This window comes from Burkholderia sp. BCC1998 (genome assembly GCF_905339875.1).
Taxonomy (GTDB): domain Bacteria; phylum Pseudomonadota; class Gammaproteobacteria; order Burkholderiales; family Burkholderiaceae; genus Burkholderia.
Window position 1 is genome coordinate 571,665 of the sequence record NZ_CAJPHE010000002.1, and the last position, 17,725, is coordinate 589,389.

Annotated in this window: 14 protein-coding genes and 1 pseudogene; 6 read left to right on the forward strand and 9 right to left on the reverse strand. The window is 68.5% G+C overall.

Going from position 1 to position 17,725, the window contains the following annotated elements:
- The first annotated feature begins 103 nt into the window (after positions 1–103).
- Positions 104–883 (forward strand): alpha/beta fold hydrolase, encoded by a 780-nt coding sequence (locus U5A56_RS05855; RefSeq protein ID WP_044842913.1) that lies wholly within the window; start codon positions 104–106, stop codon positions 881–883.
- Positions 884–918: 35 nt separating this feature from the next.
- On the opposite strand, the gene U5A56_RS05860 is transcribed toward U5A56_RS05855, so the two are convergent.
- From U5A56_RS05860 to U5A56_RS05895, 8 genes are all read right to left on the reverse strand, one after another.
- Entirely contained in the window at positions 919–1,746 is an 828-nt protein-coding gene (locus U5A56_RS05860; protein ID WP_321921322.1) for a M55 family metallopeptidase, read from the reverse strand.
- Positions 1,743–2,834, reverse strand: a complete 1,092-nt coding sequence (locus U5A56_RS05865) for a P1 family peptidase (protein ID WP_321921324.1) — start codon at positions 2,832–2,834, stop codon at positions 1,743–1,745. Before U5A56_RS05865 ends, U5A56_RS05860 begins: the two co-directional genes overlap by 4 nt.
- On the reverse strand, positions 2,834–3,727 hold the full coding sequence (gene gsiD, locus U5A56_RS05870) for a glutathione ABC transporter permease GsiD (RefSeq protein ID WP_044842910.1): 894 nt from the start codon (positions 3,725–3,727) through the stop codon (positions 2,834–2,836). The genes U5A56_RS05865 and gsiD overlap by 1 nt, the downstream gene beginning before the upstream one ends.
- Positions 3,728–3,740: 13 nt before the next feature.
- Entirely contained in the window at positions 3,741–4,661 is a 921-nt protein-coding gene (gene gsiC / locus U5A56_RS05875) for a glutathione ABC transporter permease GsiC (protein WP_044842909.1), read from the reverse strand.
- 67 nt (positions 4,662–4,728) lie between these two features.
- On the reverse strand, positions 4,729–6,291 hold the full coding sequence (gene gsiB, locus U5A56_RS05880; protein ID WP_044842908.1) for a glutathione ABC transporter substrate-binding protein GsiB: 1,563 nt from the start codon (positions 6,289–6,291) through the stop codon (positions 4,729–4,731).
- Positions 6,292–6,420: 129 nt separating this feature from the next.
- Entirely contained in the window at positions 6,421–8,379 is a 1,959-nt protein-coding gene (locus tag U5A56_RS05885; RefSeq protein WP_321921327.1) for a dipeptide ABC transporter ATP-binding protein, read from the reverse strand.
- A 27-nt stretch (positions 8,380–8,406) separates the two neighbouring features.
- The gene (locus U5A56_RS05890; RefSeq protein WP_321921329.1) at positions 8,407–9,393 is read right to left on the reverse strand and encodes an isoaspartyl peptidase/L-asparaginase; all 987 of its coding nucleotides are present in this window, start codon (positions 9,391–9,393) and stop codon (positions 8,407–8,409) included.
- The gene (locus U5A56_RS05895) at positions 9,390–10,340 is read right to left on the reverse strand and encodes a MurR/RpiR family transcriptional regulator (protein WP_044842905.1); all 951 of its coding nucleotides are present in this window, start codon (positions 10,338–10,340) and stop codon (positions 9,390–9,392) included. The genes U5A56_RS05890 and U5A56_RS05895 overlap by 4 nt, the downstream gene beginning before the upstream one ends.
- A 449-nt stretch (positions 10,341–10,789) precedes the next feature.
- Here U5A56_RS05895 and U5A56_RS05900 point away from each other — a divergent pair, with 449 nt between their 5' ends.
- The 5 genes and pseudogenes from U5A56_RS05900 (at position 10,790) to U5A56_RS05920 (ending at position 16,722) form a co-directional block, all read left to right on the forward strand.
- Entirely contained in the window at positions 10,790–12,061 is a 1,272-nt protein-coding gene (locus tag U5A56_RS05900) for an MFS transporter (protein ID WP_321921331.1), read from the forward strand.
- Positions 12,062–12,088: 27 nt separating this feature from the next.
- Positions 12,089–14,509, forward strand: a complete 2,421-nt coding sequence (locus U5A56_RS05905; RefSeq protein ID WP_321921333.1) for a glycoside hydrolase family 31 protein — start codon at positions 12,089–12,091, stop codon at positions 14,507–14,509.
- A 119-nt stretch (positions 14,510–14,628) separates the two neighbouring features.
- The gene (locus U5A56_RS05910; protein ID WP_044842903.1) at positions 14,629–15,816 is read left to right on the forward strand and encodes a porin; all 1,188 of its coding nucleotides are present in this window, start codon (positions 14,629–14,631) and stop codon (positions 15,814–15,816) included.
- A 328-nt stretch (positions 15,817–16,144) separates the two neighbouring features.
- A pseudogene (locus tag U5A56_RS05915) lies at positions 16,145–16,405 on the forward strand (BCCT family transporter); the annotation flags it as partial.
- 5 nt (positions 16,406–16,410) lie between these two features.
- Positions 16,411–16,722 (forward strand): hypothetical protein, encoded by a 312-nt coding sequence (locus U5A56_RS05920; protein ID WP_044843140.1) that lies wholly within the window; start codon positions 16,411–16,413, stop codon positions 16,720–16,722.
- Positions 16,723–16,815: 93 nt separating this feature from the next.
- Here U5A56_RS05920 and U5A56_RS05925 read toward each other — a convergent pair whose 3' ends face one another.
- Positions 16,816–17,664, reverse strand: a complete 849-nt coding sequence (locus U5A56_RS05925) for a class I SAM-dependent methyltransferase (RefSeq protein WP_321921336.1) — start codon at positions 17,662–17,664, stop codon at positions 16,816–16,818.
- Between the last annotated feature and the right edge of the window lie 61 nt (positions 17,665–17,725).

Genomic DNA, 17,725 nt, shown 5'->3' on the forward strand with positions numbered 1-17,725 from the left:
GGTCACCTTCGATCGGTCTACGATCCGCTCCACGCTTGCGCGACCGGATGGCCGCAAGACCCGACGGCCGAATTGGCCGGATAGCGACTTCTTCGGAGCGGAGATGCCCAATACGTTTCATCGCGTGGGGGACGGCCCCCACCCTGTTCTCGTGCTGCACGGCTGGTTCGGCGACGCGCGTGCGTTCGAGCCCGTCGAGACGTGGCTGTCGCACGAACGCTTCACCTATGTGTTCATGGACTACCGCGGCTACGGCGGCATGCGCGGCGCGCACGGCGCGTACTCGATCGCCGAAATCGCCGCCGACACGCTCGCCCTCGCCGACGCGCTCGGCTGGCGCACGTTCAGCCTCGTCGGCCACTCGATGGGCGGCATGGCGATCGAGAAGGTCGCCGCCACGGCGCCCGACCGGGTGCGCGCGCTGGTGCCGATCGCGCCGGTGCCGTGCGGCGGCCTGCCGTTCGACGCCGCGCGACGCGCGCTATTCGAACGCGCCGCCGACCACCTCGCCGATCGCCGCGCCATCATCGATCGCAGCACCGGCGGCCGGTTGCCCGCCGCCTGGGTCGAGTGGAAAGCCGCGTATTCGGCATCCTGTTCGTCGCCGCACGCGTTCGGCGCGTACTTCCGCGCGTGGGCCGACACGGATTTCAGCGACGACATCACGGGCCACCATCCGGTGAAGGTGCTGATCGGCGAGCACGACCCGGCGTTCGACGCGGCGCTGATGGCGCGCACCTATCTGCGGCGCTATCCGCGCGCAACCGTCGACGTGCTGCGCAATGCCGGTCATTACCCGATGAACGAAACCCCGCTCGCGCTGGTCGCCGCGATGGAAGCATTCCTGCTCGACACGGCGGCAGACCGCGCGCCCGGTGCATGACGTGCCGCGCACCGACGGCATCCGGTCGGCACGCATCACCGCAGCATGAACGACATGGCCGACAGGCTGTTCAGCGTGCGCACCACGTGCTCGACCGACGGCCCGTCGAAGCGCAGCGTCACCGCATCGACCCGCTCGAGCGACGGCAGCACGCAGAACAGATCGGCGAGAGCGGCCGTCTGCACGCGCAGCGTGCAAGCGGCCGGCGCGGGCCGGTGCGCGGTCGCGCGCCAGCCGGACGACAGCGCATGTACGACCGTTTCGCGTGCGGCGGTCGCGATGCGCGCGCAGGACGCGGCCGGCGTGAGCGTGTCGCCGCTCGATGCGCCGCCGGCCGTCTTGACCGTCTCGAAACGCGCGTCCGGAAACAGCGGCCGGGTTTCCTCGGCGAATACGTCGTCGCCCGACGCCAGCACGACGTGCGCGCCGTATTCGCGCGCCAGCGCGCCATACAGCCCGGCTTCGCCGAGTTCGACGCCGTTCAGCCACACCTGCGTGAACGCGAAGCTGTTGATGGTGTGTGCAAGCACGCCGCGCGTCTGCGACTTCGCATGAAAGCCGATCATGAACACGAGGTCGGGCTGCTGCTCGAGGCCCGCCATCATCCCCAGCATGCGCGGCTTGCCGAGCACGACGCGGGCGCGGGCATCGAGCCCGTCGGGCAACAGATTGCGGAAGCCGCCGTGCGAATCGTTGACCCAGACGGCCTTCGCGCCGCCGGCGAACGCGCCTTCGATCGCCGCGTTCGCCTCGGCGGTCATCCAGCGGCGCGCGCGTTCGTATTCCGGATTGCCGGCACGCGTCTGCTCGAGGGCGAACACGCCGGCGACACCCTCGATGTCGGTCGAGATCAGAATCTTCATGAATGGCTCGGACGTCCTTCGTTGCCTGCGTTGAATAACCGTTCGAGATCGGGCACCGCATCGCGCAGCGATTGCCGTACGTGGCCGTCGCGGCCAGTCACGGTCACGGCCTGCAGCAGCGCGTCGGCGATCGCGTGCTCGACGCTTTCGGCCGCGGCCATGAACAGCGTATCGAGCGCCGCATCGGCCACGAGGGCCGGCAGCGCGACGGTCGACGCATCGTGCGCGATCGTGTACGCGGTGGAAAAGGCGAGCGCGATGTCGCCGCTGCCATGTCCGTAGACCGAGCCGGTGCGGGCGAGCCCCGCGCCCGCGCGGCGCGCGAGCCGCGACAGTTGCCGCGCGTCGAGCGGCGCATCGGTCGCGAGCAGCAGGATGATCGAGCCTTGCTCGGGCGGCGCCGCGTGCGTCGGCTGAGCGTCCGCTGCGGCACGCCGCTGCGCGACGATCCGACCGACCGGCACGCCGCCGAGCGTCAGCATCGGCAGCCGGCCGAAATTCGCGAGCACGAGCGCGCCGACCGTATACGGCCTGCCGGCCGCGACGGCCACGCGCGACGCGGAGCCGATCCCGCCCTTCAGGTCGAAACACGACATCCCGCGCCCGGCGCCTGCCGCGCCACGTGCGAAATCTCGCGCCGCGGTATTGCAGGCTTCGTCGTAATGCGCGGCCGTCACCGCGAACGCCTGGATGTCGTTCAGATAGCCGTCGTTGCACTCGAACACGAGCGGGTTGACGGTCGGCCAGTCGCGGCCGATTTGCGGATTCTCCGCGACCGCCGCGCGAATCTGCGCCTGCGCCACCGCGCCGACGCCGAACGTGTTGGTCAGCGCGATCGGCGTATCAAGCGTGCCCAGTTCGTCGACCTGCACGAGCCCGACGCTCTTGCCGAAGCCGTTGATCACGGCCGCGCCGGCCGGCACCTTGCTGCGGTACAGGTCGCCCGGGTGCGGCTTCACGACGGTGACGCCCGTCTGCACGTCGCCCTCATCGAGCGTCGCATGGCCGACCGTCACGCCCGGCACGTCGGCGATCGTGCCGCGCGGCCCGGCCGGCAGCGTCGCGGCCCACATGGGCACGGCTCGCATCAGCGCCGCTCCAGCTTCGGGTCGAGCGCGTCGCGCAGCCCGTCGCCGAGCAAGTTGAACGCGAGCACGGTCAGGAAGATCGCGAGGCTCGGGAAGATCGCGACGTGCGGCGCGGTCACCATGTCCGCGCGCGCCTCGTTGAGCATCGCGCCCCACTCCGGCGTCGGCGGCTGCGCGCCGAGCCCGAGGAACGACAGGCTCGCGGCCGTGATGATCGACGTGCCGATCCGCATCGTGAAGTAGACGACGACCGACGACACGGTGCCCGGGAGGATGTGCCGCATGATGATCGTCCAGTCGGACGCGCCGATGCTGCGCGCGGCTTCCACGTAGGTCATGTGCTTGAGCATCAGCGTGTTGCCGCGCACGAGCCGCGCGAACGCCGGAATGCTGAAGATCGCGACCGCGCAGATCACGTTGACCATCCCGTTGCCGAGGATCGCGACCACGCCGATCGCGAGCAGGATCCCCGGGAACGCGAACAGCACGTCGGCCACGCGCATCGTGATGCGGTCCCACCAGCCTTCGTAGTAGCCGGCGAGCAGCCCGAAGAACGTGCCGATGAGCGCGCCGAGCGCGACCGAGAAGAAACCGGCCGCGAGCGAGATGCGCGTGCCGGTCACGATCCGGCTGAAGATGTCGCGGCCGAGCGAGTCGACGCCGAACCAGTGCACGGCCGACGGCCCCGCATTCAGCGCGTCGTAGTCGAAATAATTCTCCGGATCGAACGGCACGATGTGCGGGCCGACGAAGGCCAGCACGACGAGCGCGAGCACGAAGCCGCCGGCGACCAGCGCGACGGTCTGCTTGCGGAACTTGCGCCAGAATTCACGCCACGGCGTGCGGATCGTGTTCGATGCGGCCGGTGCCGCGGGCTGGACAGTCGCGTTCATGCTGGCCTCACGCTCACTTGAACCGGATGGTCGGGTTGATGACCGCGTACAGCACATCGACGGTCAGGTTGATCAGGATGAATTCGAGCGAGAACAGCAGCACGATCGCCTGGATCACCGGGTAGTCGCGCATCGTGACCGCATCGACCAGCAGGCGCCCGAGCCCCGGCCAGTTGAACACGGCCTCGACGACGATCGAGCCGCCGAGCAGGAAGCCGAACTGCAGCCCCATCATCGTGACGACCGGGATCATCGCGTTGCGCAGGCAGTGCTTGAGCACCACCAGCGGCTCGTGCACGCCCTTCGCGCGCGCGGTGCGCACGTAGTCCTCGTTGAGCACCTCGACGAACGACGCGCGCGTGAAGCGCGCCATCACGGCCGCGACCGCGGCGCCGAGCGTCAGCGACGGCAGCACGTAGCTCTTCCACGTGCCGTCCGGCACGACCGGCAGCCAGCCGAGCTTCACCGAAAAGATCTCCATCAGCAGCATGCCGAGCGCGAACGCCGGAAACGAGATGCCCGACACCGCGATCGTCATCCCGAGGCGGTCGGGCCAGCGGTTGCGCCATACCGCCGACGCGATCCCGATCGCCATCCCGAACGCCGTCGCCCAGACCATGCTGACGAGCGTCAGCAGCAGCGTCGGCATGAAGCGCTCGCCGATCTCGGTCGACACCGGCCGCTTGCTGCGCGTCGACGTGCCGAAATCGCCGTGCGCGATCTTCACGAAGAAGTTCGCGAACTGCGCGGGCAGCGGCCGGTCGAGCCCGAGATCGGCACGCACCAGCGCGACCGTCGCGTCGTCGGCTTCGGGGCCGGCCGCGAGCCGCGCCGGGTCGCCCGGCAGCAGGTGCACGAACAGGAACACCAGCACCGCGACGATCGCGAGCGTGGGCAGCAGGCCGAACAGGCGTTTGACGAGAAAATTCAGCATGGGACACCGATCGAATCAGCGCGCCGGCAGCTTGCGCCGCCGGCGCCGGACAGCAGGCGAGCTGCCGTCATTTCACCGAGATTTCGTCGAAGTTGAACGAACCGTCCGGCATCACGTACATGCCGTGCAGGCGCTTGCTGCGCGCGTAGACGATCTTCTCCTGCACCAGGAAGATCCACGGCGCGTCGGCCCACACCAGCTTCTGCGCGTCGGCGTACAGCGCGGCCTTCTTCGCGTTGTCGGTCGTCTCGAGCGCCTTCGCGAGATCGTCGTCGACGGCACCGTTCTTGTAGTACGCGGTGTTGTAGAGCTTCGGCGGCGCCGACGTGGACGCGAGCAGCGGCGACAGCGCCCAGTTCGCCTCGCCCGTCGAGGCCGACCACCCGCTGTAGTACATCCGCACCGGCGCCGCCGCCGGATCCTGCGCGCTCTCGACCTTCGCGACCCGCTCGCCGGCCTCGAGCGCCTGCACCTGCACCTTCACGCCGACCTGCGCGAGCTGCTGCTGGACGAACTGGATCAGCTTCTGCGCCGTCGAATGGTTGTACGCGGACCAGAGCGTCGACTCGAAGCCGTTCGGATAACCGGCCTCCTTCAGCAGCGCGCGCGCCTTCGCCGGATCGTACGGCCAGGGCCCGAGCTTGGTCGCGTATTCGACGCCGACCGGGGCAACGCCCGTCTGCGGCGTCGCGTAGCCGGCGAACACGACCTTTGCGAGCGCCTCCTTGTTGACCGCGTAGTTCAGCGCTTCACGCACCTTCGGATTGTCGAACGGCTTCTTCTGCGTGTTCAGCGAGATGTAGCGCTGGATGATCGACGGCCGCTCGATCAGCTCGACCTTCGGATTGCTCTTCAGGTCGGCCGCCTGCTCGAACGGAATCGTGAACGCGAAATCCGCCTCGCCGGTCTTGAGCAGCGCGGCGCGCGTGTTGTTGTCGACCACCGGCTTCCAGTCGATCGAATCGACCTTCGGATAGCCCTTCTTCCAGTAGCCGGCAAACTTCTTCACCTTCATGTCGTCGGTCTGCTTCCATTCGACGAACTCGAACGGGCCCGTACCGACCGGATGCAGCGACACGTCGCGCCCCCACTTCTTCAGCGCAGCCGGCGAGATCATCACCGCCGACGGGTGCGCGAGCGTGTTGATGAACGCGGAGAACGGCTCGCGCAGCGTGAAGCGCACCGTCATCGGATCGACCACCTCGGTCTTCTCGATCACGCGGAACAGCCCGTAACGCTTCAGCTTGTTCGCCGGATCGGTCACGCGGTCGAAGTTCGCCTTCACCGCGTCGGCGTTGAAGTCGGTGCCGTCGTGGAACTTCACGCCCGGGCGCAGCTTGACCGTGTAGACCTTCGCATCGGGCGACGCCTGGTAGCTCGTCGCGAGCACGTTCACGAGCTTCATGTCCTTGTCGAAGCCGAACAGCCCTTCGTAGAACGACTTCACGACGGCCTGCGACACCGTGTCGTTCGCGTCGTACGGATCCATCGTCGTGAACGTCGAGTACACGGCGACCACGACGTTCTGCTGCGCGAACGCGGGCGCGGCGACCGACAGCGCGAGCGCGCCTGCCCCCGCGGCGAACAGCGCGCGCGGGCGGAACATCGGGAACGAATGCGGCTTGTTCATTTTGTCTGGCTCCTGTGGATGATTCGGTAACGCGTGGTGGAAATCGCGGCGCGACTGCATCCGCTCCGGGAAGTGACGCCGTTGCCTGGCGCGTGCGCAGCTACGGTCCATATGCGCCTCGCCGCGCGATCAATACGCGCCGCCGACGCGATGCGTCGCGACGTAGTGATCGGGGCCGACCGCGACGAGCGGTGCGACGATCGGCTCGTCGCCGACCGCGCGGATCGGGCTCGGAATCTCGTCCGCCGCGAGCTGGCGCGGCGCATGCCGGCGTGCCGGGTCGGCCACCGGCACCGCGCTCATCAGCTTCCTCGTGTACGGATGCTGCGGCGCCTCGAACACCGCACGGCGCGGGCCGATCTCGACGATCTGGCCGAGATACATCACCGCGACCCGATGGCTGACGCGCTCGACGACGGCCATGTCGTGCGAGATGAACAGATACGCGACGCCGAGCTCGCGCTGCAGGTCGAGCATCAGGTTCACGATCTGCGCCTGCACCGACACGTCGAGCGCGGACACCGATTCGTCGGCGATCACGACCTTCGGATTCAGCGCGAGCGCGCGCGCGATGGCGATCCGCTGGCGCTGGCCGCCCGAGAATTCGTGCGGATAGCGGCGCGCGGCCTCCGGCGGCAGGCCGACCTTGTCGAGCAGCCAGTCGACGCGCGCCTGCGCTTCGCGGCCGCTCGCGACACCGTGCACGAGCAGCGGCTCCATGATCGAGAAACCGACCGTCAGGCGCGGGTTCAGCGACGCGAACGGATCCTGGAAGATGAACTGGATGTTCCGGCGCAGCGCCTGCAGGTCCTGGCCCTTCAGCGCGCTGATGTCGCGGCCGTCGAATTCGATCGAGCCGCTCTGCGATTCGACGAGGCGCAGCAGCGAGCGGCCGGTGGTCGACTTGCCGCAGCCCGATTCGCCAACGAGCGCCAGCGTCTCGCCCGCGCGCAGCTCGAAGCTCACGCGCTCGACCGCATGCACGTATTGCGACACGCGGCCGAACACGCCGCTCTTCACCGGAAACCGCGTGACGAGATCGCGCACGCGCAGGATCGGCGGCGCGGCCGGATCGACGCGCGGCTGCCCGGCGGCGGGAACCGCGGCGGCATCGTTCGCATCGTTCGCATCGTTCGCATCGGCCGCATCATTCGCGTCGTTCGCGGCAGGCGCCGGCGCGGCCGCGCTCGCGCCGTCCACCTTCAGCAGCGGAAATTTCTCGGGGATATCGGTGCCGTGCATCGAGCCGAGCCGCGGCACGGCCGCGAGCAGCGCACGCGTGTAGCGATGCGCGGGCGTCGCGAAAATGCGCTCGGACTCGCCCTCCTCGACCTTCTCGCCGCGATACATCACCAGCACGCGATCGGCCACTTCGGCCACCACGCCCATGTCGTGCGTGATGAAGATCACGCCCATGTTCATTTCGTCCTGCAGGCCGCGGATCAGTTGCAGGATCTGCGCCTGGATCGTCACGTCGAGCGCGGTCGTCGGTTCGTCGGCGATCAGGAGCGCGGGCCGGCACGACAGCGCCATCGCGATCATCACGCGCTGCCGCATCCCGCCGGACAACTGGTGCGGAAAGCGCGCGAACACGCGGCGCGCCTCCGGAATGCGCACGAGATCGAGCAGCCGCAACGCTTCCGCGCGCGCTTCGGTCGCGCTCTTCGACTGGTGCAGCGCGATCGCCTCGCTGATCTGGTCGCCGACCGGAAACACCGGGTTCAGCGACGTCATCGGCTCCTGGAAGATCATCGCGATGTCCGCGCCGCGGATCCCGCGCATCGTCGCCGCACTCGCCTGCGCGAGGTCGACGAGCGCGCCGCCGCGGCGCCGCAACGCGATCCGGCCGCTCGTGATCTCGCCGCCGCCGTGCTCGACGAGCCGCATCAGCGCGAGCGACGTGACCGACTTGCCGGAGCCCGATTCGCCGACGATCGCGAGCGTCTCGCCGCGATCGACGTGAAACGACACGTTGCGCACCGCGTCGAACGTCGCGTTCTCTCGTCGGAACATCACCGACAGGTCGTCGACGGCGACCACGCGCTGTTCCGGCAGCACCAGCGCGGACGGGGTTCGGCTCGAAGTCATGCGAAGGTCTCCTCGTACGATCCGGAATCAGGCCGCGTCGTCGCGATAGATGCCGACCACGGGCGTCTCGCCGACGCGCGCGTAGCCGCGATACATCCCTTCCGTGTTGAACGGCATCGCGACGTTGCCGTGCGCGTCGACCGCGACGATCCCGCCGCGCCCGGCCAGGCGCGGCAGCTTGTTCATCACGACGTCGTGCGCGGCGTCGGCAAGCGACGCGCCGCGATAGGCCATCTGCGCGGCCACGTCGTGCGCGCTCGCGAGCCGGATGAACATCTCGCCGGTGCCCGTCGCGGAGACCGCGCAGGTCGCGTCGTCCGCGTAGCAGCCGGCACCGATGATCGGCGAATCGCCGACGCGTCCGGGCTGCTTGTTGGTGATGCCGCCGGTCGACGTCGCCGCCGCGATATGGCCGCGCAGGTCGCACGCGACCGCGCCGACCGTGCCGTGCTTGCGGTCGGGATCGAGCGGCTCGGCCGGCTGCCCGGCGCCGAACGCGAAGGTCGCCGCGTCGTGGTCGAGCATCATGCCGGCCGCCTCGCGCGCCTTGAGCCACTGCGCACGACGCGCTTCCGTGTCGAAGTAGCCGGGCTCGGCGAGTTCGAGGCCCTGTGCGGCCGCGAACGCATCGGCGCCCGCGCCCGCGAACAGCACGTGCTCGCTCGCCTCCATCACGCGCCGCGCGGCGAGGACCGGATTGCGCACGCGGGTCGCGCAGCAGATCGCGCCGGCCGCGAGCGTCGTGCCGTCCATCACCGCCGCGTCGAGCTCGTGCTTGCCTTCGGCCGTATAGACGGCTCCGCGCCCGGCGTTGAACAACGGACAGTCCTCGAGCATCCGCACCGCGACGGTGACGGCATCGAGCGCGCTGCCGCCGTCGGCGAGCACCTTCTGCGCGGCCTGCAGGATCGCGGTGAGTTCGGCGCGGTACCGGCGTTCGGTGTCGGTGTCCATCGCCTCGCGCAGGATCGTGCCTGCACCGCCATGAATCGCGACGATCGCGGGTGAAGTCATGATTTTTTCGGACCGGAAGAAGAAGGGTTGGCGGCCGGCAGCGCCGCTTGCGGCTGGACCAGCCACGGCAACAGGAATTCGGTCATTTCGGCGGCGGACTTCGCGGAGCGGTGCGTGCGCAGCGCGACCGCGTCGATCAGCGCCTCGATCATCGTCAGCACGGCCGCTTCCGACGTGGCCGCGAAACGCCGCTCGGCCTTCACGTACAGGTTCAGCGACGCGATCGGCGCCAGCGGCGAACCGGGCCCGTCGGAAATGCCGAGCACGCGCGCGCCGCGCGCCGCCGCGCGGCGGGCCAGCTCGATCGTGTCCTTCACGTAGCGCGGAAACGCGAGCGCGATCACGAGATCGCGCGAGTCGGCCGTGTACAGGCGCCGCGCCGCATGCGACGGGCCGCCGAGCAGCGCGAGCGACTGCACGTTGTCGTGACACACCGACAGGCCGTGTTCCATCAATCCGGTCAGAAACGCGCTCGAACCGGCGCCGAGGATCAGCACGCGCCGCGCGCCGACGATCGCCTCGACGGCCGCTTCGACGTCGGCCGCATCCAGCTGCGCGCGCGTGTTCTCGATGTTCGTGACGGCCTGGTCGAACACCGCGTCGATCCACGCGGCGCCGCGCACGCCCTGCTCCTGCTCTTGTTCCTGCGCGGAACGCAGCCGTTCGACCGGGCCGAGCGTCGCCTCGAAGCCGCGCACGAGCGCCGCGCGCATCGCCGGATAACCGTCGAAGCCGAGCGCCTTCGCGAAGCGGTTCGCAGTCGCGATCGATGCATTCACCGCCTGCGCCAGCTCGTCGATCCGCATCGTCGCCGCGCGGAACGGATTCGCGAGCACGAACTCGCCCATCCGGCGGTGGATCGGCGTCATCCGCGGCATGGCCGAGGCGATGCGCTCCGCGATCGCGGATTCCTCGTGACTGACATCGTGCGGTACGAGCGGCGTCATGCGAATGGTTTTGCAAGGTGGATGAAAATCAATTTACACAATCTGCCGGCAGGAAAAAAATAAATTTTCATCAGGGTTGTCACGCCCATTGCCGGGCCCGGCTGATGCAGTCGGCCCGTCGACGGCCGCTCGGCCCCGGCAAGCGGGCATTCGGCGCTCGGTCGTCACGCAACGCGCCGGATACCCCATCTGCACGCCTATCGGGAATACCCCAAGCATGTTCGTTCGAATGCAGATTCACGTTGACCTGATTCGAATTCGAACATAGGATGCTCGAAAATGATCAGTCGTCCGATAACATCGGCTTTCGACAACATCGAAATGTTCGATTGAATGTGGTCATTTCGAGAAAAGCCGGGCGAATCGGCGCCCATCAAGATCGGACATCGTACAAATAAGACTGAACGAGACGCCCTAGCCGGGCGACTTGCATGGATCAGGAGACAGCAGTGAAAACAGTCAAGGCGTTGCGCTGGTGGATCATCGTGCTGGTATGCCTCGGCACGATCCTCAACTACCTCGCTCGAAACTCCCTCGCGGTGCTCGCACCGGAACTGAAGCAGGTGTTCGCGATCTCGACGCAGCAGTACTCGTATATCGTCGGTGCGTTCCAGATCGGCTACACGATCATGCAGCCGGTGTGCGGGTTCATCGTCGACCTGATCGGGCTGCGGCTCGGGTTCGCGCTGTTCGCGATGCTGTGGTCGGTGGTCGGCGTCGCGCACGGCTTCGCGTCGGGCTGGCTGTCGCTCGGCATCCTGCGCGGCTTGCTCGGGCTGTTCGAGGCCGCCGCGATTCCGTCGGGGATGAAGGCCGTCGCCGAATGGTTTCCCGATCGCGAGAAATCCGTCGCGGTCGGCTACTTCAATGCCGGCACGTCGCTCGGCGCCGCGATCGCGCCGCCGCTCGTCGTGTTCCTGTCGATGCGGTTCGGCTGGCAATCCGCGTTCATGGTCACCGGCGCCCTCGGCTTCCTGTGGGCCGTGCTCTGGTACACGCAGTACCGCTCGCCGGCCTATCATCCGCGCCTCACGTCGCAGGAGCGCACGCTGATCCGCGACGGCCAGGCCACGATGCCGGCCGTGTCGAAACGCCGGATTCGCGACGTCGTCACCGCGCGCCGCTTCTGGGCGATCGCGCTGCCGCGCTTCTTCGCGGAACCCGCATGGCAGACCTTCAGCTTCTGGATTCCGCTGTACCTCGCCACCGAGCGCCACATGGCGCTCACGCAGATCGCCGTGTTCGCGTGGATGCCGTTTCTCGCGGCCGACCTCGGCGGCATCGCGGGCGGCTACCTGTCGCCCTACCTCGCGAACCGGTTCAAACTGCCGCTCGTGTGGTCCCGCGTCGCCGGCGTCGCGCTCGGTTCGGTGCTGATGCTCGGGCCGGCGATGATCGGGCTCGTGTCGTCGCCGTACACGGCCATTGCCCTGTTCTGCGTCGGCGGCTTCGCGCACCAGATGATCTCCGCGCTCGTCAACACGCTATCGGCCGACGTGTTCGATCCCGAGGAAGTCGGCACCGCCAGCGGCTTCGCGGGCATGGCCGCGTGGATCGGCGGGCTCGGCTTCTCGCTGCTGGTCGGCGCGCTCGCCGACAAGATCGGCTACGCGCCGCTGTTCGCGTGCCTCGGCCTGTTCGACATCATCGGCGTCACGCTGCTCGCGGTGCTGATCCGCGGGCAGTCGAAGCAGGAACGCCTGCTCGCGCAACACGCCTGACCTCCGTTTTCACCAGGAATCGCCTTCATGACTTCGCTTCTTCATCCGCCCGTGTTCCGCGTCGCCGCCCGCCAGGCGAACCGTGTGCTGCTCGCGTCCGACACGGGCGCAACCCTCGAGATCTTCGTGCTCGAGGACGACATCGTGCGCGTGCGCGTGCTGCCCGACGCGACGGCGCGCAACCCGCGCACCTGGACGATCGCACCGGGCCTCGACGACGTGCCGCTCGAGGGCCGCGACCGTCTCGACCTCGGCGGCTTCGCGCTGCCCGTCTACGACTTCGTCGAAGACGACGGCGGCGTGCGCATCGAAACCGCGCAGATCCGTCTCACGGTGCGCCGGCAAGGCGGCCATTGCATGTGGTCGATGCGTGGTGCCGACGGCGCGTGGGGCGTCGTGCTCGCCGACCGCGCGACGCAGGCGTACAACTTCGGCTGGTGGGACGACCGCGCCTATCACTACGTCGCCCGCGAGCGCGGCGACAAGGTGTTCGGCCTCGGCGAACGCGCGGGCGACCTCGACCGTACCGGCGCGCGCTTCGAGATGCGCAACATCGACGCGATGGGCTACAGCGCGAAGCACACGGATCCGCTCTACAAGCACATCCCGTTCTACGTCACCTGGTCGCCCGACGCGTGCCAGGGCTTCGGGCTGTTCTACGACACGCTGTCGGATTGCGCGTTCGACATGGGCCGCGAGCTCGACAACTACCACGGTCTGTACCGCTACTTCGTCGCCGAGCACGGCGATCTCGACTACTACTTCATCGCATCGCCCGACACGCCGCTCACGGCCGCACAGCGCTTCACGTGGCTCACCGGGCGCCCGGCGCGCACGCCGAAATGGGGGCTCGGCTATTCGGGCTCGACGATGAGCTACACCGACGCCCCGGACGCGCAGCGCCAGATGAACCAGTTCGTCGAGCAGTGTGAATCGCACGACATCCTGTGCGATTCGTTCCACCTGTCGTCGGGCTATACGTCGATCGGCGCGAAGCGCTACGTGTTCAACTGGAACCGCGAGAAGTTTCCCGACGCGAAGGGTTTCGTGAAGCACTACCGCGACCACGGCATCCGCCTGTGCGCGAACATCAAGCCGTGCCTGCTGCGCGACCATCCCGCGTTCGACGACGCTGCACGGCGCGGGCTGCTGATCCGCTCGGCGTCCGGCGAGCCGGCGTGGGTGCAGTTCTGGGACGAGGTCGGCGCATATATCGACTTCACGCAACCGGACGCTTGCCGCTGGTGGCGCGAGCAGGTCACGTCGGCGCTGCTCGACTACGGGATCGAGTCGACCTGGAACGACAACAACGAATACGAGATCTGGTCGCCCGACGCGATCGCGCACGGCTTCGGCCAGCCATTTCCCGCGCGCGAGGCGAAAGTGCTGCAGACGATGCTGATGATGCGTGCGTCGCGCGACGCGCAGCGCGCGCATGCGCCGGCGCAGCGGCCGTTCCTCGTGTCACGCTCCGGCGGCGCCGGCATGCAGCGTTATGTGCAGACCTGGTCCGGCGACAACTACACGTCATGGGAAACGCTGCGCTACAACCTGAAGATGGGCCTCGGGCTCGCGCTGTCGGGCGTGTCGAACATCGGTCACGACATCGGCGGCTTCTCCGGTCCCGCACCGTCGCCCGAGCTGCTGCTGCGCTGGGTCCAGTTCGGCATCTTCATGCCGCGCTTCAGCATCCATTCGTGGAATGACGACGGCACCGTCAACGAACCGTGGATGTATCCGGAGATCACCGCGCGGATCGCGTCGCTGATCAAGCAGCGCTACCGGCTGCTGCCTTATCTCTATCACCTGCTCTGGCTGTCGACCACGCGCTACGAGCCCGTGCTGCGGCCGACCTTCGGCGACTTCCCCCGCGACCCGCGCTGCTACGACGAATGCGACGACATGATGCTCGGCGACGCGCTGCTCGTCGCGCCGGTGGTCGACCCGGGCCGCACGGAGCGCACGGTCTACCTGCCGTCGGGCGCGCGCTGGCTGTGCTGCGCGAGCGCGCGATCGTTCGACGGCGGCGCGAGCGTGACGCTGCCCGCGCCGCTCGACACGCCGGTGATGCTGTTGCGCGAAGGCCGCGTGCTGCCGCTGAACGTCGCCGAGCAACGCTTCGGCGCGCGCGCGGACACGCGCGGCTTCCTCGTCGCGCCGCGCATCGAGGACGGTGTCGCATACGGCGAATGCGTCGAGGACGACGGCGAAACGGAAGCGTGGCGCGACGGCGAATACGGGCTGTGGCGCATCGAGACCGGCCGCCAGGCGTCGGGCGAACTCGGCGTGTCGGTCCGCTGGGACGGCCGCATGCATCGCCCCGCCGAGCGCCTCGAGATCCTGCTGCCGGCGTCGCTGCAAGGCGCGCTTGCGGTGCGCGGCGCGCGCGTCGAGCACGATGCGCGGGACGGCGCGTGGCGTCGCCTCGTCGTGGCGCTCGACGACTGACCGCGCACGCTCGGGCAAGCGCCGAGCCATGTTCGGGCGGACCGCGCACGCGGCCCGCCCCGCCATCCAAGAGGAGGCCGTCCAGCCTCCCGCCCCCTGAAGAGATCTGGAGATCGACAATGAAGGCACCGCATCATCATTATGCAATCCTGATTTTATCCGCCGCGTCGCTCGGCGCTTCCGCCGCCCATGCCCAGAGCAGCGTGACGCTGTACGGCGTGGTCGACGATTCGCTCGCGTACGTGAACAACCAGCAAGGCCACTCGAACGTGTACATGCGCGACGGCAACCTGTATGCGTCGAAGTTCGGGCTGCGCGGCGACGAGGATCTCGGCGGCGGCACGCACGCGATCTTCGACCTGCAATCCGGCTTCAACCTGAACACCGGCGCGCAAGCCGCCGCCGGCACGATCTTCAACCGCCAGGCCTTCGTCGGGCTGCGCAACGACCATTACGGCACGGTGACGGCCGGCCGCCAGTACACGCCGTACTTCCTGCTGGTCGGCCCCTACGCGTCGAGCAGCTGGCTGACCGGTGCGACCGGCGCGCATCCGGGCGACATCGACGGCCTCGACACGACCATCCGCGTGAACAACTCGGTCACCTATACGTCGCCGACCTTGTCCGGGCTGACCGCGAGCGCGATGTACGCGTTCGGCGGCATCGCCGGCGCGACCGGCAAGGGCAATACGTTCAGCGCCGCGCTGCGCTATGCGAACGGGCCGGTCGGAATCGCGGCCGGCTACCTGCGCATCAACAGTTCGGGTTCGTCGGCGGGGTTCCTGAATCCGGCGACCGCGGCGTCGGGCAGCTTCGCCGTGTCCGTGCTGAACCAGGGCTACCTGACCGCGAAGGCCGTCGAGCAGGTCGCGACGGCCGGCAACTACACGCTCGGCAACCTGACGATGGGCCTCAACTACTCGAACGTGAAGTACCTGCCCGGCAACGGCTCCGCGTTCGCGAATACGGCCGTGTTCAACACCTACGGCGCGCTCGCCGCGTACCGCTTCACGCCGACCTTCTCGGTGGCCGGCGCGTTCGCGTACACGCTCGCGTCGAAGGCGAACGGCGTGTCGAACGCGGCCCGCTACCAGCAGTATTCGCTGAAGGAGTCGTACAGCCTGTCGAAGCGCACGACGCTCTATGCGCTGCAGGCGTATACGCATTCGAGCGGGCGCACGCTCGGCGCGCAAGGTGCCGGCCATATCGTCGACGCGGCGCCGATCGTCGGCGACTCGCAGCAGCTCACGCCGTCGACGACGCACGGCCAGTTCGTCGGCATGGCCGGGATCGCCGTGACGTTCTGAAATCGCGGCAGCGCATCGCCTGCCGGCGCCCCGGACGGTCCGCATCATCCGGGGCGCCGGATTCCGCGCCTCGTCTGCGCTCGGTCTGCGCTCCGTCGCACGCGCCGCGCAGTGCGAGGGTTTTCGCGATCGGCCCGATACCCTACAATTCATCAGGTTAATCCCTGCTGCTTGCCCCTTCTTGCAGTCCCGACACCGCGCTACACTCGACGCACGCCGTATCAGGGTCCGACGTGCGACGCGCGCGCCGGGCGGCGTCGCGCCTCGTTGCGCCCACAACTGGATGCCAGCCATGCCAGGTTCCCGTCCCTCCACCCGCACGGCGTTCGAGCCGCAGGCCATCGCCCCCAGCACGCACGCCACCGCGCGCGAGGCCATGCTGATGCCCTTCTTCCACTGGGGCTTCCATGCGTGGGCGATCTACGGGCTGACGGGGCTCGTGCTCGCGTACTTCGGTTTCCGCGACAACCTGCCGCTGACGCTGCGGTCCGGGCTGTATTCGATGCTGCGGGAGCGCGTGAACGGCCGGATCGGCCACGCGGTCGACGCGTTCATCGCATCGTGCGGACGCGTGGCCTCCGACGGAGTCGCACGATGAGCGGCCTGCTGCACGATCGCACCGGCGACTTCATCGCGCTCGCGACGCTCGCGGTGCTTTACCTCGGTGGCGTCGGCCTCGCGCTGTGGCGAATCCGCACCGCCGCGCCGCGCGGCAAGGTCTACTGGATCGTCTGCATCGCGTTGCTGGCCGGCGGTGCGATCGCGATCACCGCCAACCTGTCGCCCGTGCCGAACAGCGGCGAGATGCCGCCCGGTTTCGCGCTCGGCGTCGAGGCGGTGCTGCTCGGGCTCGCGCTCGTCGCGGCGGGCTGCGCGTGGCTGATGTTGCGTGCGAGGCGCGGCTGATATCTGTCGTTTGCGCGGCGGCGCGGCCTTGCCTCGTCATGCGCAAACGGCAGCGTGCATGCCGAACGTCGGTCGTCCTCGCAGCCTGACGCGTCATGCAGACGGCGCCCGCGCCGTGACGAGCCAGCACGCCGCGTCGAACCGCACATCAGCGCCCTGCACGTAAGGCTCGAACGCAGCGCGCACCGTTTCGACCACGCGCCGCCGCGTCGCGTCGTCCGCGTGCTGAAGCGCGAGCCCGACCGGGCCCAGCCGCGCGATGTAGTCGTTCAACGCCGCCTCGGGCAACGCGCACGCGTAGTCGATCGGCTCGATCGCGATGTCGGCCCAGCCGCTGTCCGACAGCACCGACGCGATCCGCTGCCGGTCGCCGAACGCGAATTGCCCCGGCGCCCCCGGCTGCCGCGCCGGCAGGTCCGGCAGCAACGTTGCCGCGACACGTTCGGCGGTCGTCATGAACGGATTGTCGGCGGCGCCGCGCCATGCAACGAATCGCAGTTGCGCGTTCGCGCGCGCCGCTTGCCGCAGGTTCGCGAAGGCGCGCACCGGATCGTCGAAGAACATTACGCCGAAGCGCGACACGATCAGGTCGAACCGAGCCGGCGCAAATGCATGCGTCTGCGCATCGGCATGCACGAAGCCGGCGCCCAGGCCGGCGCGTTCGGCACGCGCCCGTGAGGCGGCAATCATCCGCGCCGAAATATCGACGCCGGTACAGTGCGCGTGCGTGCCAAGCCGCCGTGCGATCGCGAGCGTCACCGCGCCGGTGCCGCAGCCGACGTCGAGCACGCTGCGCGCGGATGCCGCGGCCGCCGCGTCCGCGAGCAGCGTCTCGAACGGCTCGAACATCCGGTCGAGCGAGCGCTGCTCGTCGACCCATGCCAGCCCCGACGGACCATTCCACAGCGCAGACTGCGCTTCGTTTGCCCGGCTGTCTTTCATCGTCGATTCTCCTTTTTCGTCCGTATCGTTGACCGTGATCCGGACTATGCTGCTTCAAGCC

Bases quoted from the DNA above. Each gene is read 5' to 3' on its own strand.
- U5A56_RS05855 (WP_044842913.1), top strand. From the start codon at position 104: ATGCCCAATACGTTTCATCGCGTGGGGGACGGCCCCCACCCTGTTCTC.
- U5A56_RS05860 (WP_321921322.1), bottom strand. From the start codon at position 1,746: ATGAAGATTCTGATCTCGACCGACATCGAGGGTGTCGCCGGCGTGTTC.
- U5A56_RS05865 (WP_321921324.1), bottom strand. From the start codon at position 2,834: ATGCGAGCCGTGCCCATGTGGGCCGCGACGCTGCCGGCCGGGCCGCGC.
- gsiD (WP_044842910.1), bottom strand. From the start codon at position 3,727: ATGAACGCGACTGTCCAGCCCGCGGCACCGGCCGCATCGAACACGATC.
- gsiC (WP_044842909.1), bottom strand. From the start codon at position 4,661: ATGCTGAATTTTCTCGTCAAACGCCTGTTCGGCCTGCTGCCCACGCTC.
- gsiB (WP_044842908.1), bottom strand. From the start codon at position 6,291: ATGAACAAGCCGCATTCGTTCCCGATGTTCCGCCCGCGCGCGCTGTTC.
- U5A56_RS05885 (WP_321921327.1), bottom strand. From the start codon at position 8,379: ATGACTTCGAGCCGAACCCCGTCCGCGCTGGTGCTGCCGGAACAGCGC.
- U5A56_RS05890 (WP_321921329.1), bottom strand. From the start codon at position 9,393: ATGACTTCACCCGCGATCGTCGCGATTCATGGCGGTGCAGGCACGATC.
- U5A56_RS05895 (WP_044842905.1), bottom strand. From the start codon at position 10,340: ATGACGCCGCTCGTACCGCACGATGTCAGTCACGAGGAATCCGCGATC.
- U5A56_RS05905 (WP_321921333.1), top strand. From the start codon at position 12,089: ATGACTTCGCTTCTTCATCCGCCCGTGTTCCGCGTCGCCGCCCGCCAG.
- U5A56_RS05910 (WP_044842903.1), top strand. From the start codon at position 14,629: ATGAAGGCACCGCATCATCATTATGCAATCCTGATTTTATCCGCCGCG.
- U5A56_RS05920 (WP_044843140.1), top strand. From the start codon at position 16,411: ATGAGCGGCCTGCTGCACGATCGCACCGGCGACTTCATCGCGCTCGCG.
- U5A56_RS05925 (WP_321921336.1), bottom strand. From the start codon at position 17,664: ATGAAAGACAGCCGGGCAAACGAAGCGCAGTCTGCGCTGTGGAATGGT.